Source organism: Pseudomonas sp. GM18 (genome assembly GCF_000282195.1).
Classification (GTDB): domain Bacteria; phylum Pseudomonadota; class Gammaproteobacteria; order Pseudomonadales; family Pseudomonadaceae; genus Aquipseudomonas.
This window is the reverse complement of the sequence record NZ_AKJT01000082.1, coordinates 1-17,557: the sequence shown is the minus strand read 5'-3', so window position 1 is coordinate 17,557 and position 17,557 is coordinate 1. Positions and strand designations below refer to the sequence as shown.

Below are 17,557 nucleotides of genomic sequence, written 5' to 3'. Positions count from 1 at the left end.
AAAAACCATTCGGTATCTGGAAATCAAGCGGTATTTAACAGTCGCCTCAAGGTCGACGCCCTTGAACCCGACCTGAAACACGAAAAAAACCGCGGTTTAGAGCGTTGTCGACAGTCGGCATTCACCTGAATCGAGCGGATCAAGGTCATCGCAACACATTTTCACCGTTCGTCGCTTGCCTTCTGGGGGAGCCACAAGACACCCTTGCTGACTCGATTCAGCAGGGGCACGTGTCAGGCTGGATACCAAGTCGCCTGAATGTGCTGGGCCCAATACATGGCATTTACATGGCACTCCTTAAAAGTTTAAACGCAAAGTGATTAAGAAGGCTTAGTATAAGATATGATAGTTAAAACAGATTTTGCGCAGCGAGTGGCAGATCTGTTGTATCCAGTTACAAATAGATTTTTTTGTTTGGCCAAAGGAGCCGAAGGCGTGATTAAAAAGAGATTGGGTCGAGAAGAAAGTCAGCAAGTAACACGAGACAAGTTATTCGACACCGCCACTGGCCTTATGGTGAGAAAAGGTTTTCACGCCACCAGTGTCAATTCTATTTCCGAGGAGGCCGGCTTTTCGAAGGGGGCCTTTTTTTCAAACTTTACAAGTAAGTCAGACTTGCTTCTGCAGTTGACTCAGAGATTCAAGAGGGTTGAGATCGATCGATTGAGTGTTACCCTGACTTCAGGGTATTCATCGGAAGAACTGACCCATGGGTTGAATGCCTATATTGACACGCTTAAAAATAATACCAGTTGCGCGATTCTTGATGCCGAGTTGCAACTGATCGCCTTGCGCGATGAAGAGTTCTCAAAGCATTACTACGATCTGCATCAGGAAAATAGCGAAGCCTTGGGCAAGTTGATTACCATTATATTTAATCATGCAGGCAAGAAGCCTCCTTTGGCGTATGCCGCTCTTGCAAGAACCTTCACCGCTTTGTCGGAAGGTTTGATACTGCAAGGACATGAAGATCCGGCTTCTGAAATAAAACTGGTGTTGAACTCGCTTATCCAGACAGCAGAGCCCTTATAGAACACTGCCATTCTTGTGATCCATACGATATTCGCATGTCCGGGGCTCAGACCTCGGGCAGGATGCGAGCTGCCATGCACATCTTTAGCGCACATAATAAGGTCTGCGCAGTAGCGCTCAGCGATTCTGGAACGCTTTCAATCCTCGCTGTACTGCGGGCCTGGCTTCGATCGCGTCGAACCAGCGTGATAAGTGTGAAAGCACTGCCCAATCCAGCCGGTCACGAAATGAGGCCGCAATGGTGAAAGCAGAGATGTCCGCCATGGAGAACTGATCTCCGGCCATAAAGTCGTCGGTAAGAAACCTTTCTGCATAGACAAGTTGTTCAATGACGCGCAGATCAATGACTGCGGCCGCATCATTAAATCCTGCCTGGCGCAGGAAAAATGCGGCGTGACTGGGCCCGATTACGTCCGTTACGAAAAAGAAGTAACGATCAAATACCCGGTTGCGTTTTGGTCCACTATGCGCTGGTGCGAGTCGACCCGGAGCTTTTGCATCAGCGAACTGAATGATTGCGTTCGATTGGTTAATGACCAGCGCGGGTGTTGATGTATGGTCGACCAGGGTTGGGACTTTTCCTGCCGGATTAATCGCCAGGTAAGACAAGTCGCGTTGCTCATTCGCTTGCAAATTCAGTCTTCGTGCGGTGTAGGGGATACCTGCTTCCTCCAAGGCTATTGCAGCCCTCAGACTGTTGCCGGTAGGAGCGCCATACAGCTCTATTTTTGGGTTCATCAGGCACTCCCTGGAAATGAATGGATGATCATTGGATGCTAAGTGAAAAGCGGCGTATGCGCATGTTTTCAAGACCAGGTGCATACACCCATCGTGATCACCCCTCGAACGCTTGCCGGTTTGCGCGCACGAAGTGACCCACCGATTGAGGCGCCAGAGATGTCAGGAGCATGGGCAAGTAGAATGTAAACTCTGCTCAGCACTAATGTGACTTGTGGTGGTCAATAAACCCCGCGCGACCGTCAGTGGTCGTACTGCTCGGAGCCGACCGGATCCGCATCGGCATTTTGATCAAGGACAGTGAAAGCATGCTCACCGCAATATAATCAGCAACCTCCACCTGGTTCCGTGAGTCGGGACTCGCCGTACGTTTACCCCTCAATCCAATTCGAAGATTTAAAGCATGCACCTACGCAAAATTGCAGTTGGGCTGTCGGCCCTTGTTTTGCTCTCGACCGGGGCACAAGCCCGCAGTCTGCTGGATCTCATCAAGCCCCCCAGCCACCATCAGGAACAAGCGTCCCACTCGGGCTCGATCAGCCAGAACGCGGCCCTGGAACTCTATTCAAACAAACAGAAACAGGCATCGTTTGACGGCTGCGCGGATCTGTTTCCGGCCGCGAAGCCGATCAACGTGGCCACTGTGCCTGCCACAATGAAACCCTTGGCCCTGTGCTCCGACAACTTCGCGGTGCTGTACTCGCAAACCAGCAAGACGCCGCTGGTCGTGGTCGAGCGCCTTAATGCCGCCCAGCTGCAAGATGCCAAAGGGGAGGAGCGCACCAACCAGTTCTACCCGGACCCACGCATCCCCAAGAGTGGGCGGGCAGAGTTGAGCGACTACCGTAGCCAACATCCTGCCGTGGACCGTGGCCATCAATCCCCGGCAGCCGATGCACCGAACCCCAATGCGATGGCCCAATCCTTTGCGCTGTCGAACATGGTGCCGCAAGACCCAACCAACAACCGGAAGATCTGGAGTAAGGTCGAGTCCGATGTCAGGAAGTTTGCCAAGCGAGCCGATGGCAATGTTTTTGTCTTTACCGGCCCGCTCTTTGACTCAGGCCACGCCACCGTCGGCGACAACAAGGTCTGGGTGCCGACCCGCCTGTTCAAGCTGGTTTACGACGCATCGTCCAAGCGTGCCTGGGCTTACGTACTGCCCAACGCTGAAACCCGTATCGAGAGACCGATGGACTATGACGCTTTCGTGAAGAGCACCGGGCTCAACTTGCTGGGGAATCTACCGGTCACAGGTTCCGTGGGGCGCTCTTGAATACGTAGCAGCTGCCGAGCCGGGGCGAACGCAGGCTCGACAGCTGCTACAGAGAGTGCGTCGTCAAGGGTTCAAGAATTTCTCGAAGTTGGCCTTGGTGATCAGTTGGTAAGGAATGGTCACCTCAGCGATGTAGGGCTCTTTCTTGATCATCTTCAGGGCCAGGTCGATGGAGCCAACGGCCTGGCCTTTGTTGTCCTGATACACCGTGACGATCAATTCGTCTTTTTTGATGGCTTCCAGTCCCGCCCGCCCGCCATCGCTGCCGCCAATCAGAATGTCCTTGCCCGGTGTCATCCCGGCCTGGGCGATGGCCATCGCCGCACCAATGGCCATTTCATCGGCATTGGCTGCCACCGCATCGATTTTCTTGCCGGACACGATCCAGTTGTTCATCAAGTCCATGGCCTTGCTGCGTTGCCATTCAGCGGTTTGCTCTTCGACCACATGAATGTCCGGGTACTTTTTCAGCACTTCTTTCACGCCTCGGGTGCGGTTGTGGGTCGCGTTGTTGGACAGTAAGCCGAGCATGATCGCCAGATTGCCCTTGCCACCCATTTTGTCGGCCAGGTACTGCATTTGCATCTCACCAGCCTTGATCTCATCGGAGCCCACATAGCCTATGCCCGTGGGTAGTTTTGCCTGATCGGGGCGGCGGTTGACGTACACCAGCGGAATGGCGGCCTTGGTGGCGTCGGCGGTGATTTTTTGGGTGGCGGCGGTATCCACCGGGTTGACGATAATGGCGTCGACCCCTTGGCCGGTGAAGTTTTGCACTTGATTCAACTGGCGAACCACATCACCTTGGGCATCCTCGAATTGCAGGCTCACCCCTGGCAGTTCCTTGGCATGGGCAGCCATGTATTCGCGCATTTGCGCCAGGAACACATCATCGACCTGAGCGATGCTGACGCCGATGCGTATGTCGGCCAATGCCAGGGGGGTGAACACGGTGGTAAAGAGCAAGGCAAAAAGTCTTTTCTTCATGGTTTCAGTCCTGTTTTGTTGTTGTTTTGGAAAACCGCTGGAACATGACCGGGATGCCGTCAGGCCCGAATATCAGGCCTGGCGTTTGCTGCGCATCAGTCTGACTTGCTCAACAAATGTTTCGTAAGGCTGGCGCCGGGTCAGTGCCTCCAGCATCAGTTGCTGTCCGGTCTGCGGTGCCAGGCCCCGCAAGGGTGGATCGGTATCGAGATTGGTCGGGAAGGAATAACCGTCAGCTGCCGTTGCTATCACCGCCTCCAGCCCCTGGGCATCCAACTCACCTTGTTCCAGGCGCTTGAGCAGGGTGGGGTAGAGCGCCAGCATCATGCGATCCCGGTCCAGGGTTTCCATCGGCTTGCCGAATGCCGACGAGATTTGCAGCAGGTTGGCCATGCGCTGCCGATCAGCGGTGCGGTTGGTGCCCGCCGCATGAAACAGCGCCGGATTGAAAAACAGCATGTCGCCCTTGCTCAGTGGCAGTTGCACCGCGTGCCGGTCGAAGTACTCGATGAATTCTGCTCGACGCCACGCCAGATAACCCAGGTCGTACTGTTGGGAGAACGGCAACAGCAGCGTCGGCCCGGTTTCCAGCGGCATGTCGGAATGAGCTATCGCCCCCTGTAAGGTCAAGTATTGCGACAGCACATGCAGCGGCAACGGAAAGCGCTCGACCTCGTCCACCGTCTGAAAGCCCAGGTGGTAATCGCGGTGGGGTTGCTGCGCCTGACCGCCCGGATGCACGACGTTGACCTGAGCGGTGGTTTGAAAGTGCGGCCCCAGCCAGGACTTGGCCAGCAGGCCGATCAACGGATTGGCGTAATACTCGATAAAGGACTCGGGTGATTGCACCGCCGCCTTCTGCAGCGAGTTCCAGATGCGTCCGTTGGTCCCGGCTTTGGCGAAATGATCGGCGGCAATACCTTGCTGCGCTTCGTGGGCAAAAATCGCTTCGAATACCTGGCTATGCCGATCCACCACGGCAGGGTCGCTGTAGGCCCGGCGAATCACCACCACGCCAGGCCCATGGCGGAACAGCTGATGCAATTCGTTCATCAGTGCCGTCGGGTCGCCCCGCAAGGCTTCGTGCAAAGTGCTTGCCTCATAAATCAGCACATTGCGCAGGACCTCGGCGCAGTGGGGGTAGTCGAGTGGGTCGACTTTCTGCTCGCACAGAGCGGCAAAGTCACACAACGCGACCGCTTCGGCCCGCACGAAGGAGAGCGGCGTCGGTTTCATATGACTCATGAGCGACCCCCCGTGTTTACACCCGAATCATCCAGCGTCAGCGGTGCATCCGGGCGCGGGGTCGGGCCGTCACCGCAGCCGATGACGCCTTGTTCCAGGTCGATCAGAGTGCCGGTCATCATTCCCGACTCCCGCGAAAGCAGGAACGCCACGCTTTGGGCGACTTCCTGAGGCTTGAGCAAGCGGCCGAAAGGCTGCGCCTGTTCCTTGATGGCGAGCCAGCCATCTTGTGCCCCGTGATACTGACGCTGGATTTCATCTTCGTGAGGCGTGTCCATCCAGCCGATGTTCAGGCCATTGACCCGAATCCGATTGCGCAAGGCGCTGAACGCGACGTTCCTGGTCAGGATGCCCAATGCGCCCTTGGACGCAGCATAGGCGGCGAGGAACGACTGCCCACCATGGCCGGTGACGCTCTGGATATTGACGATGGAGCCTTCCACGCCCTGGCTGATCATCAGCTTGATTGCTTCCTGAATCAGGAAGAACGGTGCCCGGACATTGACCGCGAAGATCCGGTCGAACAGCTCTGGCGAGGTGTCGAGAATGGTGCCGCGGTCCGACATCCCGGCGCAGTTGACCAGGCCGTGCAAGGTGCCGAAGTGCTGGCGAGCCGCATCGATCACCGCGCGACAGTCCTCGACTCGTTCCATGTCGGCTTCGACGAAAAATGCCTGGCAGTCGAGTCGGGCCAGTTGCCGTACCTGATCCTCACCCTTGCCGCGACTGCGTCCGCAAATGATCAAGCCTGCCGCGCCACGGCGCGCGAGGGTGTGTGCTACAGCGGCACCGAGGCCTTGGGTGCTGCCGGTCACGACAAAAAACTGGCCGGTGAAGGAGGTTGAAAGATCAGCTTCAGACATGGGGTTCTCCTGCGGGTTTTTGTTGTTTTCGGGTGGGGCTATACACCTCGCGAAACAGAGACTAGCATTGCAATAACCTCATGAATGCCCGAAAAGACCTCATAAATACCTCAATATCAAGGCGTCCGGATAACCATGCTCAGCCGTGCCAAACACTTCTCCATCAAGCAAATAGCCACCCAGGCAGGCGTCAGCAAAGCCACCGTAGACCGCGTTCTGCACCAGCGCGGCAGTGTTCATTACCAGACCAACCGGCGCATCGAGCAGGCGCTGGATGAACTCGAAGCCCAGGAAAAAAACGGGCTTGCGGTCGGGCGTACCTTTCATGTCGACGTGATCATGCACACCCCGCAACGCTTCAGTAATGCCGTACAAGAAGCCATGACCGCGCAATTGGGCAGCATGGCGCCATTCCGGATTTCTCCGCGTTTTCATCTGTTCGAGGACATCGCCCCGCAGCAAATGCACGATGTGATCCTGCGTTGCGCCGAGAAGGGCAGTCAGGGTGTGGTGCTCAAGGCTGCTGATGAACCGCAGATCAACCTCGCGGTAAATAAACTGACGGCTGCCGGTATTCCGGTGGTGACGCTGGTCACCGATTTGCCCCAGAGCGAGCGCATCGCCTACGTCGGCATGGACAACCGAACCGCGGGGCAAACCGCGGCGTATCTGCTGTCACGCTGGCTCGACCCGGCTCCGCAGGAGGTCGCGGTGGTCATCGGCAGCGAGCTTTTTCGTGGTGAAGAAGAGCGCGAAATGGGTTTTCGCATGTGGTTGCGTGGGCGTGCTCCCCATCTTCGGGTGCTCGACATCAGTGGGGGATATGGCGTCTATGAGCCGACCTTCGAGCGCGTGACCCAGGAACTGAAAACTCATCCGACGTTGAAAGCGGTGTACAGCGTGGGTGGCGGCAACCGAGCGATTGTCGATGCGTTTGCTGCACTTGGGCGGCCGCTTGCGGTGTTTATCGGTCACGACCTGGACGAAGAAAATCGCCAGTTACTGACCGAAGAAAAGATCGCCGCGATCATCGATCACAACCTCAATATCGATGCCCGGCATGTGTTCCTGCACATCCTGCAATTTCACCGGTTATGGAAAACCGGACCGATTGCATCTTCCCAGGTACAGATCGTCACCCCCTTCAATTTGCCTCATTGAATCAAGCTTTTCGCCTCACGCAACACTCAAACGCCTCTAACAATAATGCCAAGGAGTTCGTCCATGTTACGTATCGCTGTTCTCGGTGCCGGGCGCATCAGCAAGATCCACGCGGCCAACGTCGCCGCCAACCCTCTGGCCACCCTGGTACTGGTCGCTGACCCGTGGCGCGAAGGGGTCGATGCGTTGTGCACGCAACTGGGCTGCGAAGCCGCCTACGACTGCGCGGCGGTGCTGGCCCGTGATGATATCGACGCCGTGGTGATCGGCACGTCCACCGACACCCATATCGATTTGATGCTGCGGGCCGTGGCCAATGGCAAGGCTGTGCTGTGCGAAAAACCCATTGATCTGGATATCGACAAGGCGCAGCACGCGGTCAATGAGGTCGAGCGTCTCAAGGGTAAAGTCATGCTGGGGTTCAATCGGCGTTTCGATCCTGACATGCTGCAACTGCGCAAGGCGATCGCCGCCGGGCAAATCGGTGAGGTGCGCCAGGTGATCATCACCAGCCGTGATCCGGGCTTGGCGCCACGCGAATACCTGGCCCATTCCGGGGGCATCCTGAGGGACATGACCATTCACGACTTCGACACCGCACGCAGTCTGTTGGGGGAAGAGCCGACCGAAGTCAGCGCCATCGCCAGTCGCCTGGTCGATCCGGGGCTGGAACAGATCGATGATTACGACAGCGTCATGGTGTTGTTGCGCACCGCTTCAGGTAAGCAATGCCATATCAACTGCTGCCGCGAGGCGGTATATGGCTACGATCAACGGGTGGAAGTCTCGGGCGCTACCGGGGTTTTGCTAAACGACAACCATCGCCCAAGCACCTTGCGGCACTGGAGTGCCAGCCAGACCGAAGCCCGCGAGCCTTTGCTGAATTTCTTTCTGGAGCGTTACACCGACGCTTATCGCAATGAACTGGATCACTTCATCCTGGCGCTGAGCAACGATACGCCGTTACCCACCAGTGCACGGGATGGGCTGTATGCCCTGCACCTGGCGGATTGTGCGCTGGAATCGGTAAAAACCGGGCGGACGGTGAGGGTTAGCTACGGCGGCTGATAGTGCTTCAATACCAAGCAGTCACTGCATCTGCGGTGGTCGATGAGCCATGAGCACCGTAGACAGCAATGCCATGCTGTTCGTTGCGCGGCATTGGTCTTCGATTTCTGTTGTTCGCATGGGCGATTGGCGACACCTGTGACAATGCCGCCAATTAAACACTAGCGCGCCGCCCAGGCATTGAAGTGCTCTTCCAACTCCTCGCCATGGTCCACCCAGAACTCCGCATCTACCGACTGGGCCTTGGCCAGGTTGGCTTCGGCCGTCGGCAATTGCTGGCGTACTTGCTCTGGCAGCAGCGCCAGGGCCTGGCGGTGGACTGGGCCGTAAGGGATGTTTTCCGAGAAAACCTTCTGGGCTTGCGGCTGGCTGGCAAACGCGATGAAACGCTCGGCCAGTGCCTTGTTCGGCGAACCTTTGACCACGGCCCAGTATTCCGGGTCGTACAGGCTCTGTGGCCAGACGATGCTCAGGTTCATGCCCTCTTTCTGCGCCGAGGCGATACGGCCGTTGTAGGCGGCGCTCATCACCACGTCACCGGCGATCAACCACTGCGCCGGTTGGGCTCCGGCCTCCCACCACTGGATGTTTGACTTGATCTTGTCGAGCTTGGCAAAGGCACGGTTCACGCCCTCGGGGGTGCCCAGCACTTTGTAGAGCTGGTCTGGCTTGACGCCATCGGCCAGCAGAGCGATTTCCAGCGTGTACTTGGCGCCTTTGCGCAGGCCGCGCTTGCCCGGAAAGTCGGTGACGTTCCAGAAGTCCGCCCAGGAAGTCGGGGCCTTGGTCAGCTTGTCCTGGTTGAAGGCCATGACCATCGACCAGACGTAGGTGGCCACACCACACTCGGTCAAGGTCCCCGGCACGAACTGGGCCTGGTCACCAAAACTGGCCTTGTCCAGCCGCTCGAACAAGCCGGCATCACAGCCACGCAACAGTTCCGGGCTCTCGACCTCGACCACATCCCAAGTGGCATGGCCCACATCGACCATGGCTTTGATCTTCGACAGTTCGCCATTGTATTCGCCCGCCACGATGCGTCCCGCACCGCTTGCATTGAAGGGCTGGAAATAGGCCTTGTCCTGGGCCTGCTTGGTGGCGCCGCCGAACGAAATGACGGTCAGGGCCTGGGGCTCGGCGAACACGCCGGTGCACAACAGGGCCAGGGAAAAAGGAACACAGGTACGTAAGGATAAAGACATGGAACGCTCCCACAGCTGGTTTTTAGAATGGTGTAAAGCCGGGCAGTGCTGGCCAGAGGCCGATAGGGTTCCACCGTGCCGGGCTCTTGGGGCCGACATCGTTATGAGAAAAGCTTTCATCCGGGAAAGCCGGACCAGAGATGCTCAGTGCGGTTTGATAGTGCGGCATCAATCGGAAGAGGAAAATTATTAAAAATATGCTTGGGAGCTATAAAAAAGCTCTTCAGCAGTGCAATGCTGTTCACTTAAGCCGTAATGCGATCTGTAGCAGCTGTCGAAGCCTGCGTTCGGCCGTAGCAGCTGTCGAGCTTGCGAGGCTGCGTTCGGCTGCGCAGCAGTCGTCAAACAAGACAATGCGGTGCGTCAGATACACCACGGTAGCCGGACTCACGACTGCTGCGCAGCCGAACGCAGTCTCGCAAGCTCGACTGCTGCGCAGCCGAACGCAGTCTCGCAAGCTCGACAGCTGCTACCGCCGAACGCAGCCTCGCAAGCTCGACAGCTGCTACAAGGAATGCGTCGCGGCTGAAATTGCTTAAGTGAATAACATTGCTTCAGCAGTGGGCGCGGCAGGCGATCATGCGGACGTTTGCTCAGCCACCAACAGCAACGACTGCGGCACCGGACTTTGTGGGTGCTGCGGCTCCTGCAGGCCGGACAGTCGAAAACCGGCCATGTCCAGTGCATTGAGCCAACTGGACAAGGTGCGCGAGTACCACGGCATGGGTTGCCACTGCCCCTTGAACCCGGCGAAGGTCTCTTCCCGCCAACCGTCCTGATAGTCGCCCGCCGCTGCGGTCCACGGATGCAGCGTCTGGATCACCAGCGCGCCGCCAGGGGCGAGCAGGGCGTTCATGGCGGCGAGCAGGGGGATGATGTCCTGGTGCAGCAGGGCGAAGTTGGCGCAGATCAGGTCGTAGTCGCTGCCGATGTCCACCTTCGCCTGCGCCAACTCTTCATAGCTCGCCAAATGCACCCGCGAAGAGCCCGCCGCCCGCGCCGCGTAGACCAGCGTCGCATCGCCATCCACACCGACCGCGTTGATGGCCCGTTCAGCCAGCGCGCGCAACAGCCAGCCCTCGCCGCAACCCAGGTCGAGCACACACTCGGGTTGGCGGCCCAGTATCGCCAGCAGAATTGCCTGGTCGGTGACCTTGCGGCGGCTTTCGATGGAGCCGCTGCGGATGGCCTCGATCCAGGATTGAGCGTTGTGGTGCCAGCTCTGGAGGAGGGTGGATTCGAGGGTGGGCATGTCGATGTCCGCAGTGATGGGTTGGAGGGAAGGATAGGACACGTGGCGGTGGAGCGGGCCTTGTCGGTGACGCTTTACCTGCGTCCGGTCGAGATGACTGCCAACCCGAGGATAAAACTCGTTGCCTGAAGCGATCTGGCCAACGGCTGCGCACAGTCGTTCGGCATGATCTAAGCTCCTCAAGGTATGACTTTCCGAGCAGGGGTTTCCATGCGAAACACACCTGAAAACAGTCTGAAAATAGCGTTGAAAGCTTGTAGAGACAGCTTTGTTTCTGTTGGCTTTTTCAGCTTTTTCATCAACGCGCTGATGCTCGTTCCTACCTTCTATATGCTTCAGGTGTATGGACGAGTGGTAACCAGCGGAAGTCTGACCACCCTGGCCATGTTGACGCTGATCATGACCGGGCTGGTGGTTACGCTCGGCGCGCTGGAATGGGTCCGTTCGCGCATCATGGTTCGGGTCAGTACCCGGCTGGATGTGTTGCTGGGTCGCCAGGTCTATAAGGCCAGTTTCAAACGGGCGCTGGAAAGTGGCGGCATGGATGCCTCGGCCCAGCCGCTCAACGACTTGACGGGCTTGAGACAGTTTCTCTCCGGTAATGGACTGTTCGCCTTTTTCGATGCGCCCTGGTTGCCTATCTATGTCGCTGTGATGTTCATGTTCCATCCCTGGTATGGCTGGGTAGCGGTGGGCAGTGCGTTGTTGTTGTTATTGCTCGCGTTTCTCAATGAGAGGTTGACGGGGCCGACACTTGCCCAGGCTAACAAGGAACATATTGGCGCGACGCTCCACACCACGAAAAATCTGCGCAACGCTGAAGTCATCGAGTCCATGGGCATGCTTGAAACCCTTATGGACCGTTGGGGGCATCGCCAGAGAAATGTCCTGTTGCTGCAGTCCGGGGCGAGCGATAGAGGTGGCATCATCAGTTCGCTTTCCAGGTCCATCCGGATCCTGGTGCAATCGCTGATCCTTGGTCTGGGGGCGTACCTGACCGTGGACCACCAGGTGGGGGCAGGCATGGTGTTTGCCGGGTCCGTGCTGCTGGGGCGCGCCCTGGCCCCCATCGATCTGATCATCGGCAGCTGGAAGGGCTTTATTGCAGCCCGCTCGCAGTACCGCCGTCTCAACGACATCCTCGACAAACAACAGGCTCAGCCCGAGCGTATGCCATTGCCTGCGCCCAAGGGGCACGTGCAGGTGGAGAGTTTAGTCGTCGCGGCACCTGGCTCGAAAACCCCGATCATCAACAACATAAGTTTCAACGTACCTGCCGGCTCTGTAGTCGGAATCGTCGGTCCAAGTGCAGCGGGCAAGTCCACCCTGGCCAGGGCATTGATGGGGGTATGGGCGCCGCAGCATGGAGTGGTCCGGCTCGATGGCGCGGACATCTGTGCGTGGGACAAACATGAACTTGGGCCGTATATAGGTTACTTGCCTCAGGACATTGAGTTATTCGAAGGCAGCATCAGCGAGAACATTGCCCGCTTCGCCGAGGTCGATTCCGAGAAAGTCATTCTGGCGGCCAAGACTGCCGGCGTTCACGAAATGATTCTGCTGCTGCCCAATGGCTATGACACCGTCATTGGCAGCGATGGCGTCATGCTGTCGGGAGGGCAGCGCCAACGCATAGGCCTGGCCCGCGCCCTGTATGGCAACCCGCGGCTGATCATCCTCGACGAGCCCAACTCCAATCTCGACGAAGTCGGTGATCGCGCCTTGGCGGCGGCCATCCAGCAGCTCAAGCTGACAGGGGCAACCCTTTTTGTGATTACCCACCGAACCAACATCGTGTCCCAACTTGACCGGCTGATGGTGATGATCGGTGGCACCATCAGTCACTTTGGGCCACGCGAGCAAGTGCTAGCCGAACTCAATACGCAGCAGGCGCAAAGGCACGCCACGCAAGCAGGCGCAAGCGTGGCGTCGGTTGCTACTCGCAAGGGCGATGCCGATGAACCGTACGATGCTCAGTCGTCAAATGGATAACTTCGCTGACCTGGCGGTATCTGATCGAAAGATCCGTCGCCTGGGTTTTGGCATTGTATTGATGACCTTCGGGGTGTTCGGCACCTGGGCGGCGATCGCACCGCTCGATGGCGCGGCTTACGCGCCTGGCGTGGTCACCGTGCAGGCTTACCGGAAAACGGTACAACACCTCGAAGGTGGCATCGTCAAAGAGGTGCTGGTCCATGACGGTGACATCGTCAAGCAAGACGATCCGCTGATAGTTCTCGATGATGCCCAGCTGCGAGCCGAATACGAAATGACCCGAGGCCAGCTCATTGCCGCCAGAGCCATGGAGGCAAGACTCAAGGCTGAGCGGGACAATCTGCCGGTGATTGGCTTTGGCGTCATGACCGATCCCGACAGTCTGCGAGGTGCCGAAGCCCGCCAGGGCGAGACCCAGGTATTCAATGCACGACGGGGGTCACGGCTGGGCCAGATAGCGGTGCTGCAAGAGCGTATTGGTCAGTTGAATCAACAGATCAAGGGGCTGGAGGCGATGATCGGTGTCAAGGGTCAACTGAATAAATCCTACAGCGGTGAAATAGTTGAATTGACCGACATGTTGTCGCAAGGATTCGTCGACAAACAACGTCTGCTAGAGCAGCAGCGCAAGCTTGAAATGGTCAAGTCCGAATTGGCCGACCACCGTTCGACCATCACCAGGACTCGCCTGCAGATCAACGAAACACAGCTGCAGATTCTACAAGTCGATAAAGATTTTAATGCCGACGTCGCCAAACAATTGGCCGAGGTTCAGACCAAAATCTACGACCTGCAAGAGAGAGCTTCCGCCTTGGAGGACCGGCTCAGCCATATCATCATCCGCGCACCCGAGGCGGGTATGGTGATTGGCATGACGGTGCATACGATTGGTGGCGTCGTGCGCCCGGCGACGCCGCTGCTGGACATTGTTCCATCGGTTTCCGAACTGGTCATAGAGGCCCAGGTGGCACCGGTCGATATCGACCGCATCGCCATCGGCAAGCGTGCCGATATTCGTTTCGGCGCGTTCAAAAGCTCGACCACTCCGGTGATCGAGGGCGAGGTCAGCAGCGTATCGGCTGACCGGCTGACCAACGAAAAGACCGGTGCGGGCTATTACCTGGCGCGGGTTCGGGTAACCGAAGCCGGTGCGCGTACCTTGGGTGAGCGCAAGTTATTGCCGGGGATGCCGGCGGACGTGTTGATCATCACCGGGGAACGCACGCTGTTGCATTACTTGATGCAACCGGCCCGCGATGTCATGTCTCAATCAATGATCGAGGAATGATCATGCGAGCGTCGACAGTTCTGCTGGGCGGGGCGTTCATGTTTGCAGCGGGTACCGTTCTGGCACAAACCACTGAAGCAAAGCCGACCGGGGTCAGTGCCTCGACGTATTCCACCGACCTCATGCAGTTATATCGCGAAGCCCGGCTGGAAGATCCGAAGGTATTGGCCTCCTATGCGCGAGCGAAAGCGGGTCAGGAACATCAGCGCGAGGCCCTGGGCTCGCTGTTGCCACAGATATCGCTCAACGCCGGGCAGAATCGGATTCATCAGGAGAACGACCTGGTGCAGCGCAGTTACGATAGCGAAATCTACAGCCTGGTGCTGCGTCAGTACCTCTACAACAAGGCCGCGTGGGAGAACTACCAAAAATTCAAAAGCCTGGCCAAGCAATCCGAATCGGAAGCGCTGGAAACCCAAGCCGAAGCCACTGTGGAATTGGCGCAGCGTTACTTCGCCGCGTTGGCGGCCGAGGATGAACTGGAGTTGGTGAAGGCAGAGCGTCAAACCACGCAAAAGAGTCTGGACAGAGTCAATGCGTTGTACGAAAAGCAGCTGGCGATGATTACCGATCAGCTCGACCTCAAGGCCCGGGTGGATTTGCTGGCGGCGCAGGAATTGGATGCCCGGAACCAGGCCAGTATCACTCGCGAGGCACTGGCGGAGATCGTCGGCCGGCCGGTCAAGGAGAAGCTCAACCGGATTCGCGATGACGTGCAGCTACAGGTGTCGGCGCAGAGTCTTGAGTCGTGGGTCCGCGAGGGTATAGAGCAAAACCCGGCGCTCAAGGCCAACCAAAGCGGTGTCGAAGCAGCAGGCGCTGCGTTGCGCAGCGGCAAGGGCGGGCACTATCCGACCGTGAGCCTTACGCTGAGCGCGCAGCAGACCAACGAGGGCTACAACAACTCCCTGGCGCCGCGCACCGACAGTTATGTCGCCGGTATTGGCGTGCAAGTGCCGCTATACAGCGGCGGCTCAACCTCGGCGCGGGTGCGTGGGCTCTACCAGGATCAGATTGTGGCAGAGCAGCAACTGGAATCGGTCCAGCGCCAAGTGGTCAAGGAGATCACCACCGCTTACCTGACTGCCAACTCGAGCGCAGAAAAAATCAGTGCGAGCCGGCATGCCCTGGCCTCGGCACAGCTATCCAGAGTGGCGGCAGAGAAAGGACTCAGTTACGGAATGGTCAATGCCGTCGATGTACTGACCAGCGTACGCAACGAATTCCGGGCTCGTCGAGATCTGCTCAAGACGCAATACGACTTCGTCACCAATGTCTTCACGCTCAATCGCTGGGCGGGAAAACCGCCTGTCGAGGGTGTCGAAAACGTTAATGCCTGGTTGAGCCCGGGCAGCTCCCGCCAAAGCCTCACATCCCCCTGATCCCGCCAGACAGCACCGACATTGTATCCCCGGCCTGACTGGACGTTGCCAGGCTGGTTTTTCAATGCGTGCTCGACAGGTTTCGCCGATAAATTGACGCCATTATTACTGTTGTACTTGGTTGTACACCATTCGTCGGTTAATTGACGATTTGGTCGGGTTCAGACTTTGGTTTCGAGTCGCCCATATTTAACGTAGTTAGTTGATTATAAAGGGTTATTTGGCCATTTTAAGTGTCGTTCTGGCTATCCGTATAAGGCTTGAGTCGACGACTGGTGGATGGGGGGGCCGGCAGCGCGCTGTGCTGGCCTAGACTCAGTTGAGCGGCTAGTAGTAGCACATCGTCATGCGCAAGCCTTTGATGATTATTCCTATTTATGTTGTTTCGATGGCGTTGCCCGGCGAGCTGCTGATCCAGAAAGGCCAGCGGGTGTAAGGCCATAGTTCATTTTCAAGGGAGTCAGGAAAGTAATGACGGCCCAAAGAAATCCAATACGTGTGATGCTGATCGATTGTCGTCCCCTCGTGCTCATGGGTCTTCAAGATGTGATCAATGCCCGAAAGCCTCAGATGGAAGTGAGCGGTCAGGCTACCACCTATACCAATGCGCTGGACCTTGCCGATCGGTTGCATCCCGATGTCATTTTTTTCAGTTTCTTTCCGGATGCGCTGAACCCGCTGGCGGTCATCACGGGACTCGCCTGCAACGCCGAAATGAAAGTACTGGTGCTCAAGGGCCTGTACGAAACTGTCCCCGTTGCCCAGGCGATAGAAGCGGGTGCGCGCGGCATCGTGCTGGCGGAAGACACGACGGAATCGATCATCCGGGCCATCATCCAGGTCCACCATCGCGACATCGGACAGAATCGATCCTGGGCCGTTGGGCTTTCCGGCTATGCCGCGACCGGGCATATGCCCTTGAAACGCAATTCGGAGCAGGCGAAACAGGCGCAGCTGACACTGCGCGAGAGGGAACTGATTCGCGCCATCGTGGGGGATCCGTCCGCCAAATACATGTGCATCGCCGGGCGCCTGGGCATCAGCGAGCACACCGTGCACAACCACCTCAGCAACATTTATCAGAAGCTTCATCTCGTCAATCGCATCGACTTGCTGATGTACGCGCAGAAGCACGGGCTCACCAACAACAACGAAGAACCGCCCGAATCCACTTGGGCGCAATCGGACTGACGGGTGCGGGCCAATGTGCGGCGCACGCAATCATAGGGCAGGGGACAAACGTGTTCTTGTACGCCCGGCAATTGCGGTAATAGCTTCTATCCGACCCAAAACACCCTGCCCCATCGTTTTGCTGTACAGCAGCGTCAGAGGCTGTTTGCGGCGTTGGCGTGCCTGGTGTCAAAGGCTTCGCACCCCTTGAACCCGGGAAGCTCGTCTGGTCTGGTTGGCTCAGGAACGAAGCGACCCAAATGAAAACGGCCTGGCCCCTTGTGGGAGCCAGGCCGTTTGCCCTCAGTGATGTTCAGACAATGTCAGTGCTTGCGATGTGGGTCACTCCGACCAACTCGATGATGGTGGTAATGCCATTGCCGTCGGCATCAAATGCCAGGTAGCCGTCGCCTCCAACGACGCCGAAGTAGTATTTCGTCGTGCCGTCCAGCGCGATATCGGCGGCGGCTGTGAATGCCGCCAGGTTGGCGGCCGGTGCCGGCACTTCGGTGAAGTTCGTCCCCGTACCCGCCGCAGTGAAGTCGAGCTTGTCAGTACCGGTGGCAAAGCCGCCATCGATGACAGTCATGCCCACGGAGAGCAGCCCGTCGACGTCGGTATCGGCGATCACGAACGTGTTCACCCCCGTTGAGGCCGTCACGCGGTTGTCGCCAACGATCGTCACGTCCAGGGTTTGCGTGGCCGTTACGTCACTGTCGGCATCCGTCAGCGCCACATCGAAGGTCAGGTGGGCGTCCGGTGTCGCCGTGGACACAAAGCCGATGTTGACGATCTTGATGGGTTCGTTATTGCCCTCAGTCGTGTCGCCGCCGAAAGCTGTCAGGCTGGAACTGAGCGTCGCACCCTCAATCCCCGGAGTCGCGGGATTGTCGATGGC

The 17,557-nt window shown here is 57.7% G+C and carries 15 protein-coding genes; 8 read left to right on the top strand and 7 right to left on the bottom strand.

What is annotated here, in order from left to right:
• Nucleotides 1–435: 435 nt before the first annotated feature.
• Nucleotides 436–1,032 (top strand): TetR/AcrR family transcriptional regulator, encoded by a 597-nt coding sequence (locus PMI21_RS07700; RefSeq protein WP_007940293.1) that lies wholly within the window; start codon nucleotides 436–438, stop codon nucleotides 1,030–1,032.
• Nucleotides 1,033–1,149: 117 nt separating this feature from the next.
• Here PMI21_RS07700 and PMI21_RS07705 read toward each other — a convergent pair whose 3' ends face one another.
• Nucleotides 1,150–1,770 carry a glutathione S-transferase family protein gene (locus tag PMI21_RS07705; protein ID WP_007940291.1) on the bottom strand — a complete coding sequence of 207 codons (621 nt, stop codon included), beginning with the start codon at nucleotides 1,768–1,770 and terminating at the stop codon, nucleotides 1,150–1,152.
• Nucleotides 1,771–2,173: 403 nt separating this feature from the next.
• Here PMI21_RS07705 and PMI21_RS07710 point away from each other — a divergent pair, with 403 nt between their 5' ends.
• Nucleotides 2,174–3,046, top strand: a complete 873-nt coding sequence (locus PMI21_RS07710; RefSeq protein ID WP_007940289.1) for a DNA/RNA non-specific endonuclease — start codon at nucleotides 2,174–2,176, stop codon at nucleotides 3,044–3,046.
• Between the two features lie 63 nt (nucleotides 3,047–3,109).
• Here the strand turns inward: PMI21_RS07710 and PMI21_RS07715 are convergent, their stop codons facing one another.
• From PMI21_RS07715 to PMI21_RS07725, 3 genes are all read right to left on the bottom strand, one after another.
• On the bottom strand, nucleotides 3,110–4,033 hold the full coding sequence (locus PMI21_RS07715; protein ID WP_007940287.1) for a substrate-binding domain-containing protein: 924 nt from the start codon (nucleotides 4,031–4,033) through the stop codon (nucleotides 3,110–3,112).
• Between the two features lie 72 nt (nucleotides 4,034–4,105).
• Nucleotides 4,106–5,278 (bottom strand): phytanoyl-CoA dioxygenase family protein, encoded by a 1,173-nt coding sequence (locus tag PMI21_RS07720; RefSeq protein ID WP_007940285.1) that lies wholly within the window; start codon nucleotides 5,276–5,278, stop codon nucleotides 4,106–4,108.
• Nucleotides 5,275–6,141 carry an SDR family oxidoreductase gene (locus tag PMI21_RS07725; RefSeq protein ID WP_007940284.1) on the bottom strand — a complete coding sequence of 289 codons (867 nt, stop codon included), beginning with the start codon at nucleotides 6,139–6,141 and terminating at the stop codon, nucleotides 5,275–5,277. The genes PMI21_RS07720 and PMI21_RS07725 overlap by 4 nt, the downstream gene beginning before the upstream one ends.
• Before the next feature lie 135 nt (nucleotides 6,142–6,276).
• Between PMI21_RS07725 and PMI21_RS07730 the strand changes: the two genes are divergently transcribed.
• Nucleotides 6,277–7,302 (top strand): LacI family DNA-binding transcriptional regulator, encoded by a 1,026-nt coding sequence (locus PMI21_RS07730; protein ID WP_007940283.1) that lies wholly within the window; start codon nucleotides 6,277–6,279, stop codon nucleotides 7,300–7,302.
• A 63-nt stretch (nucleotides 7,303–7,365) separates the two neighbouring features.
• Entirely contained in the window at nucleotides 7,366–8,370 is a 1,005-nt protein-coding gene (iolG, locus tag PMI21_RS07735) for an inositol 2-dehydrogenase (protein ID WP_007940282.1), read from the top strand.
• Between the two features lie 161 nt (nucleotides 8,371–8,531).
• Here the strand turns inward: iolG and PMI21_RS07740 are convergent, their stop codons facing one another.
• Both PMI21_RS07740 and PMI21_RS07745 read right to left on the bottom strand, forming a co-directional pair.
• Nucleotides 8,532–9,572, bottom strand: a complete 1,041-nt coding sequence (locus PMI21_RS07740; protein WP_007940281.1) for an ABC transporter substrate-binding protein — start codon at nucleotides 9,570–9,572, stop codon at nucleotides 8,532–8,534.
• A 577-nt stretch (nucleotides 9,573–10,149) separates the two neighbouring features.
• Nucleotides 10,150–10,824: a class I SAM-dependent methyltransferase gene (locus PMI21_RS07745; RefSeq protein ID WP_007940279.1), complete on the bottom strand. Its 675-nt coding sequence runs from the start codon at nucleotides 10,822–10,824 to the stop codon at nucleotides 10,150–10,152.
• A gap of 210 nt (nucleotides 10,825–11,034) precedes the next feature.
• Here PMI21_RS07745 and PMI21_RS07750 point away from each other — a divergent pair, with 210 nt between their 5' ends.
• The 4 genes from PMI21_RS07750 to PMI21_RS07765 all read left to right on the top strand — a co-directional run bounded on the left by PMI21_RS07750 (nucleotide 11,035) and on the right by PMI21_RS07765 (nucleotide 16,680).
• On the top strand, nucleotides 11,035–12,816 hold the full coding sequence (locus tag PMI21_RS07750) for a type I secretion system permease/ATPase (RefSeq protein WP_007940276.1): 1,782 nt from the start codon (nucleotides 11,035–11,037) through the stop codon (nucleotides 12,814–12,816).
• Nucleotides 12,794–14,107, top strand: a complete 1,314-nt coding sequence (locus PMI21_RS07755) for an HlyD family type I secretion periplasmic adaptor subunit (protein WP_033064153.1) — start codon at nucleotides 12,794–12,796, stop codon at nucleotides 14,105–14,107. Before PMI21_RS07750 ends, PMI21_RS07755 begins: the two co-directional genes overlap by 23 nt.
• Nucleotides 14,108–14,109: 2 nt before the next feature.
• Nucleotides 14,110–15,489 (top strand): TolC family outer membrane protein, encoded by a 1,380-nt coding sequence (locus PMI21_RS07760; RefSeq protein WP_007940274.1) that lies wholly within the window; start codon nucleotides 14,110–14,112, stop codon nucleotides 15,487–15,489.
• Between the two features lie 471 nt (nucleotides 15,490–15,960).
• The gene (locus PMI21_RS07765; protein ID WP_007940273.1) at nucleotides 15,961–16,680 is read left to right on the top strand and encodes a response regulator transcription factor; all 720 of its coding nucleotides are present in this window, start codon (nucleotides 15,961–15,963) and stop codon (nucleotides 16,678–16,680) included.
• 292 nt (nucleotides 16,681–16,972) lie between these two features.
• Here PMI21_RS07765 and PMI21_RS07770 read toward each other — a convergent pair.
• On the bottom strand, nucleotides 16,973–17,557 hold a 585-nt coding region (locus PMI21_RS07770; RefSeq protein WP_007940272.1), incomplete at its 5' end, for a hypothetical protein.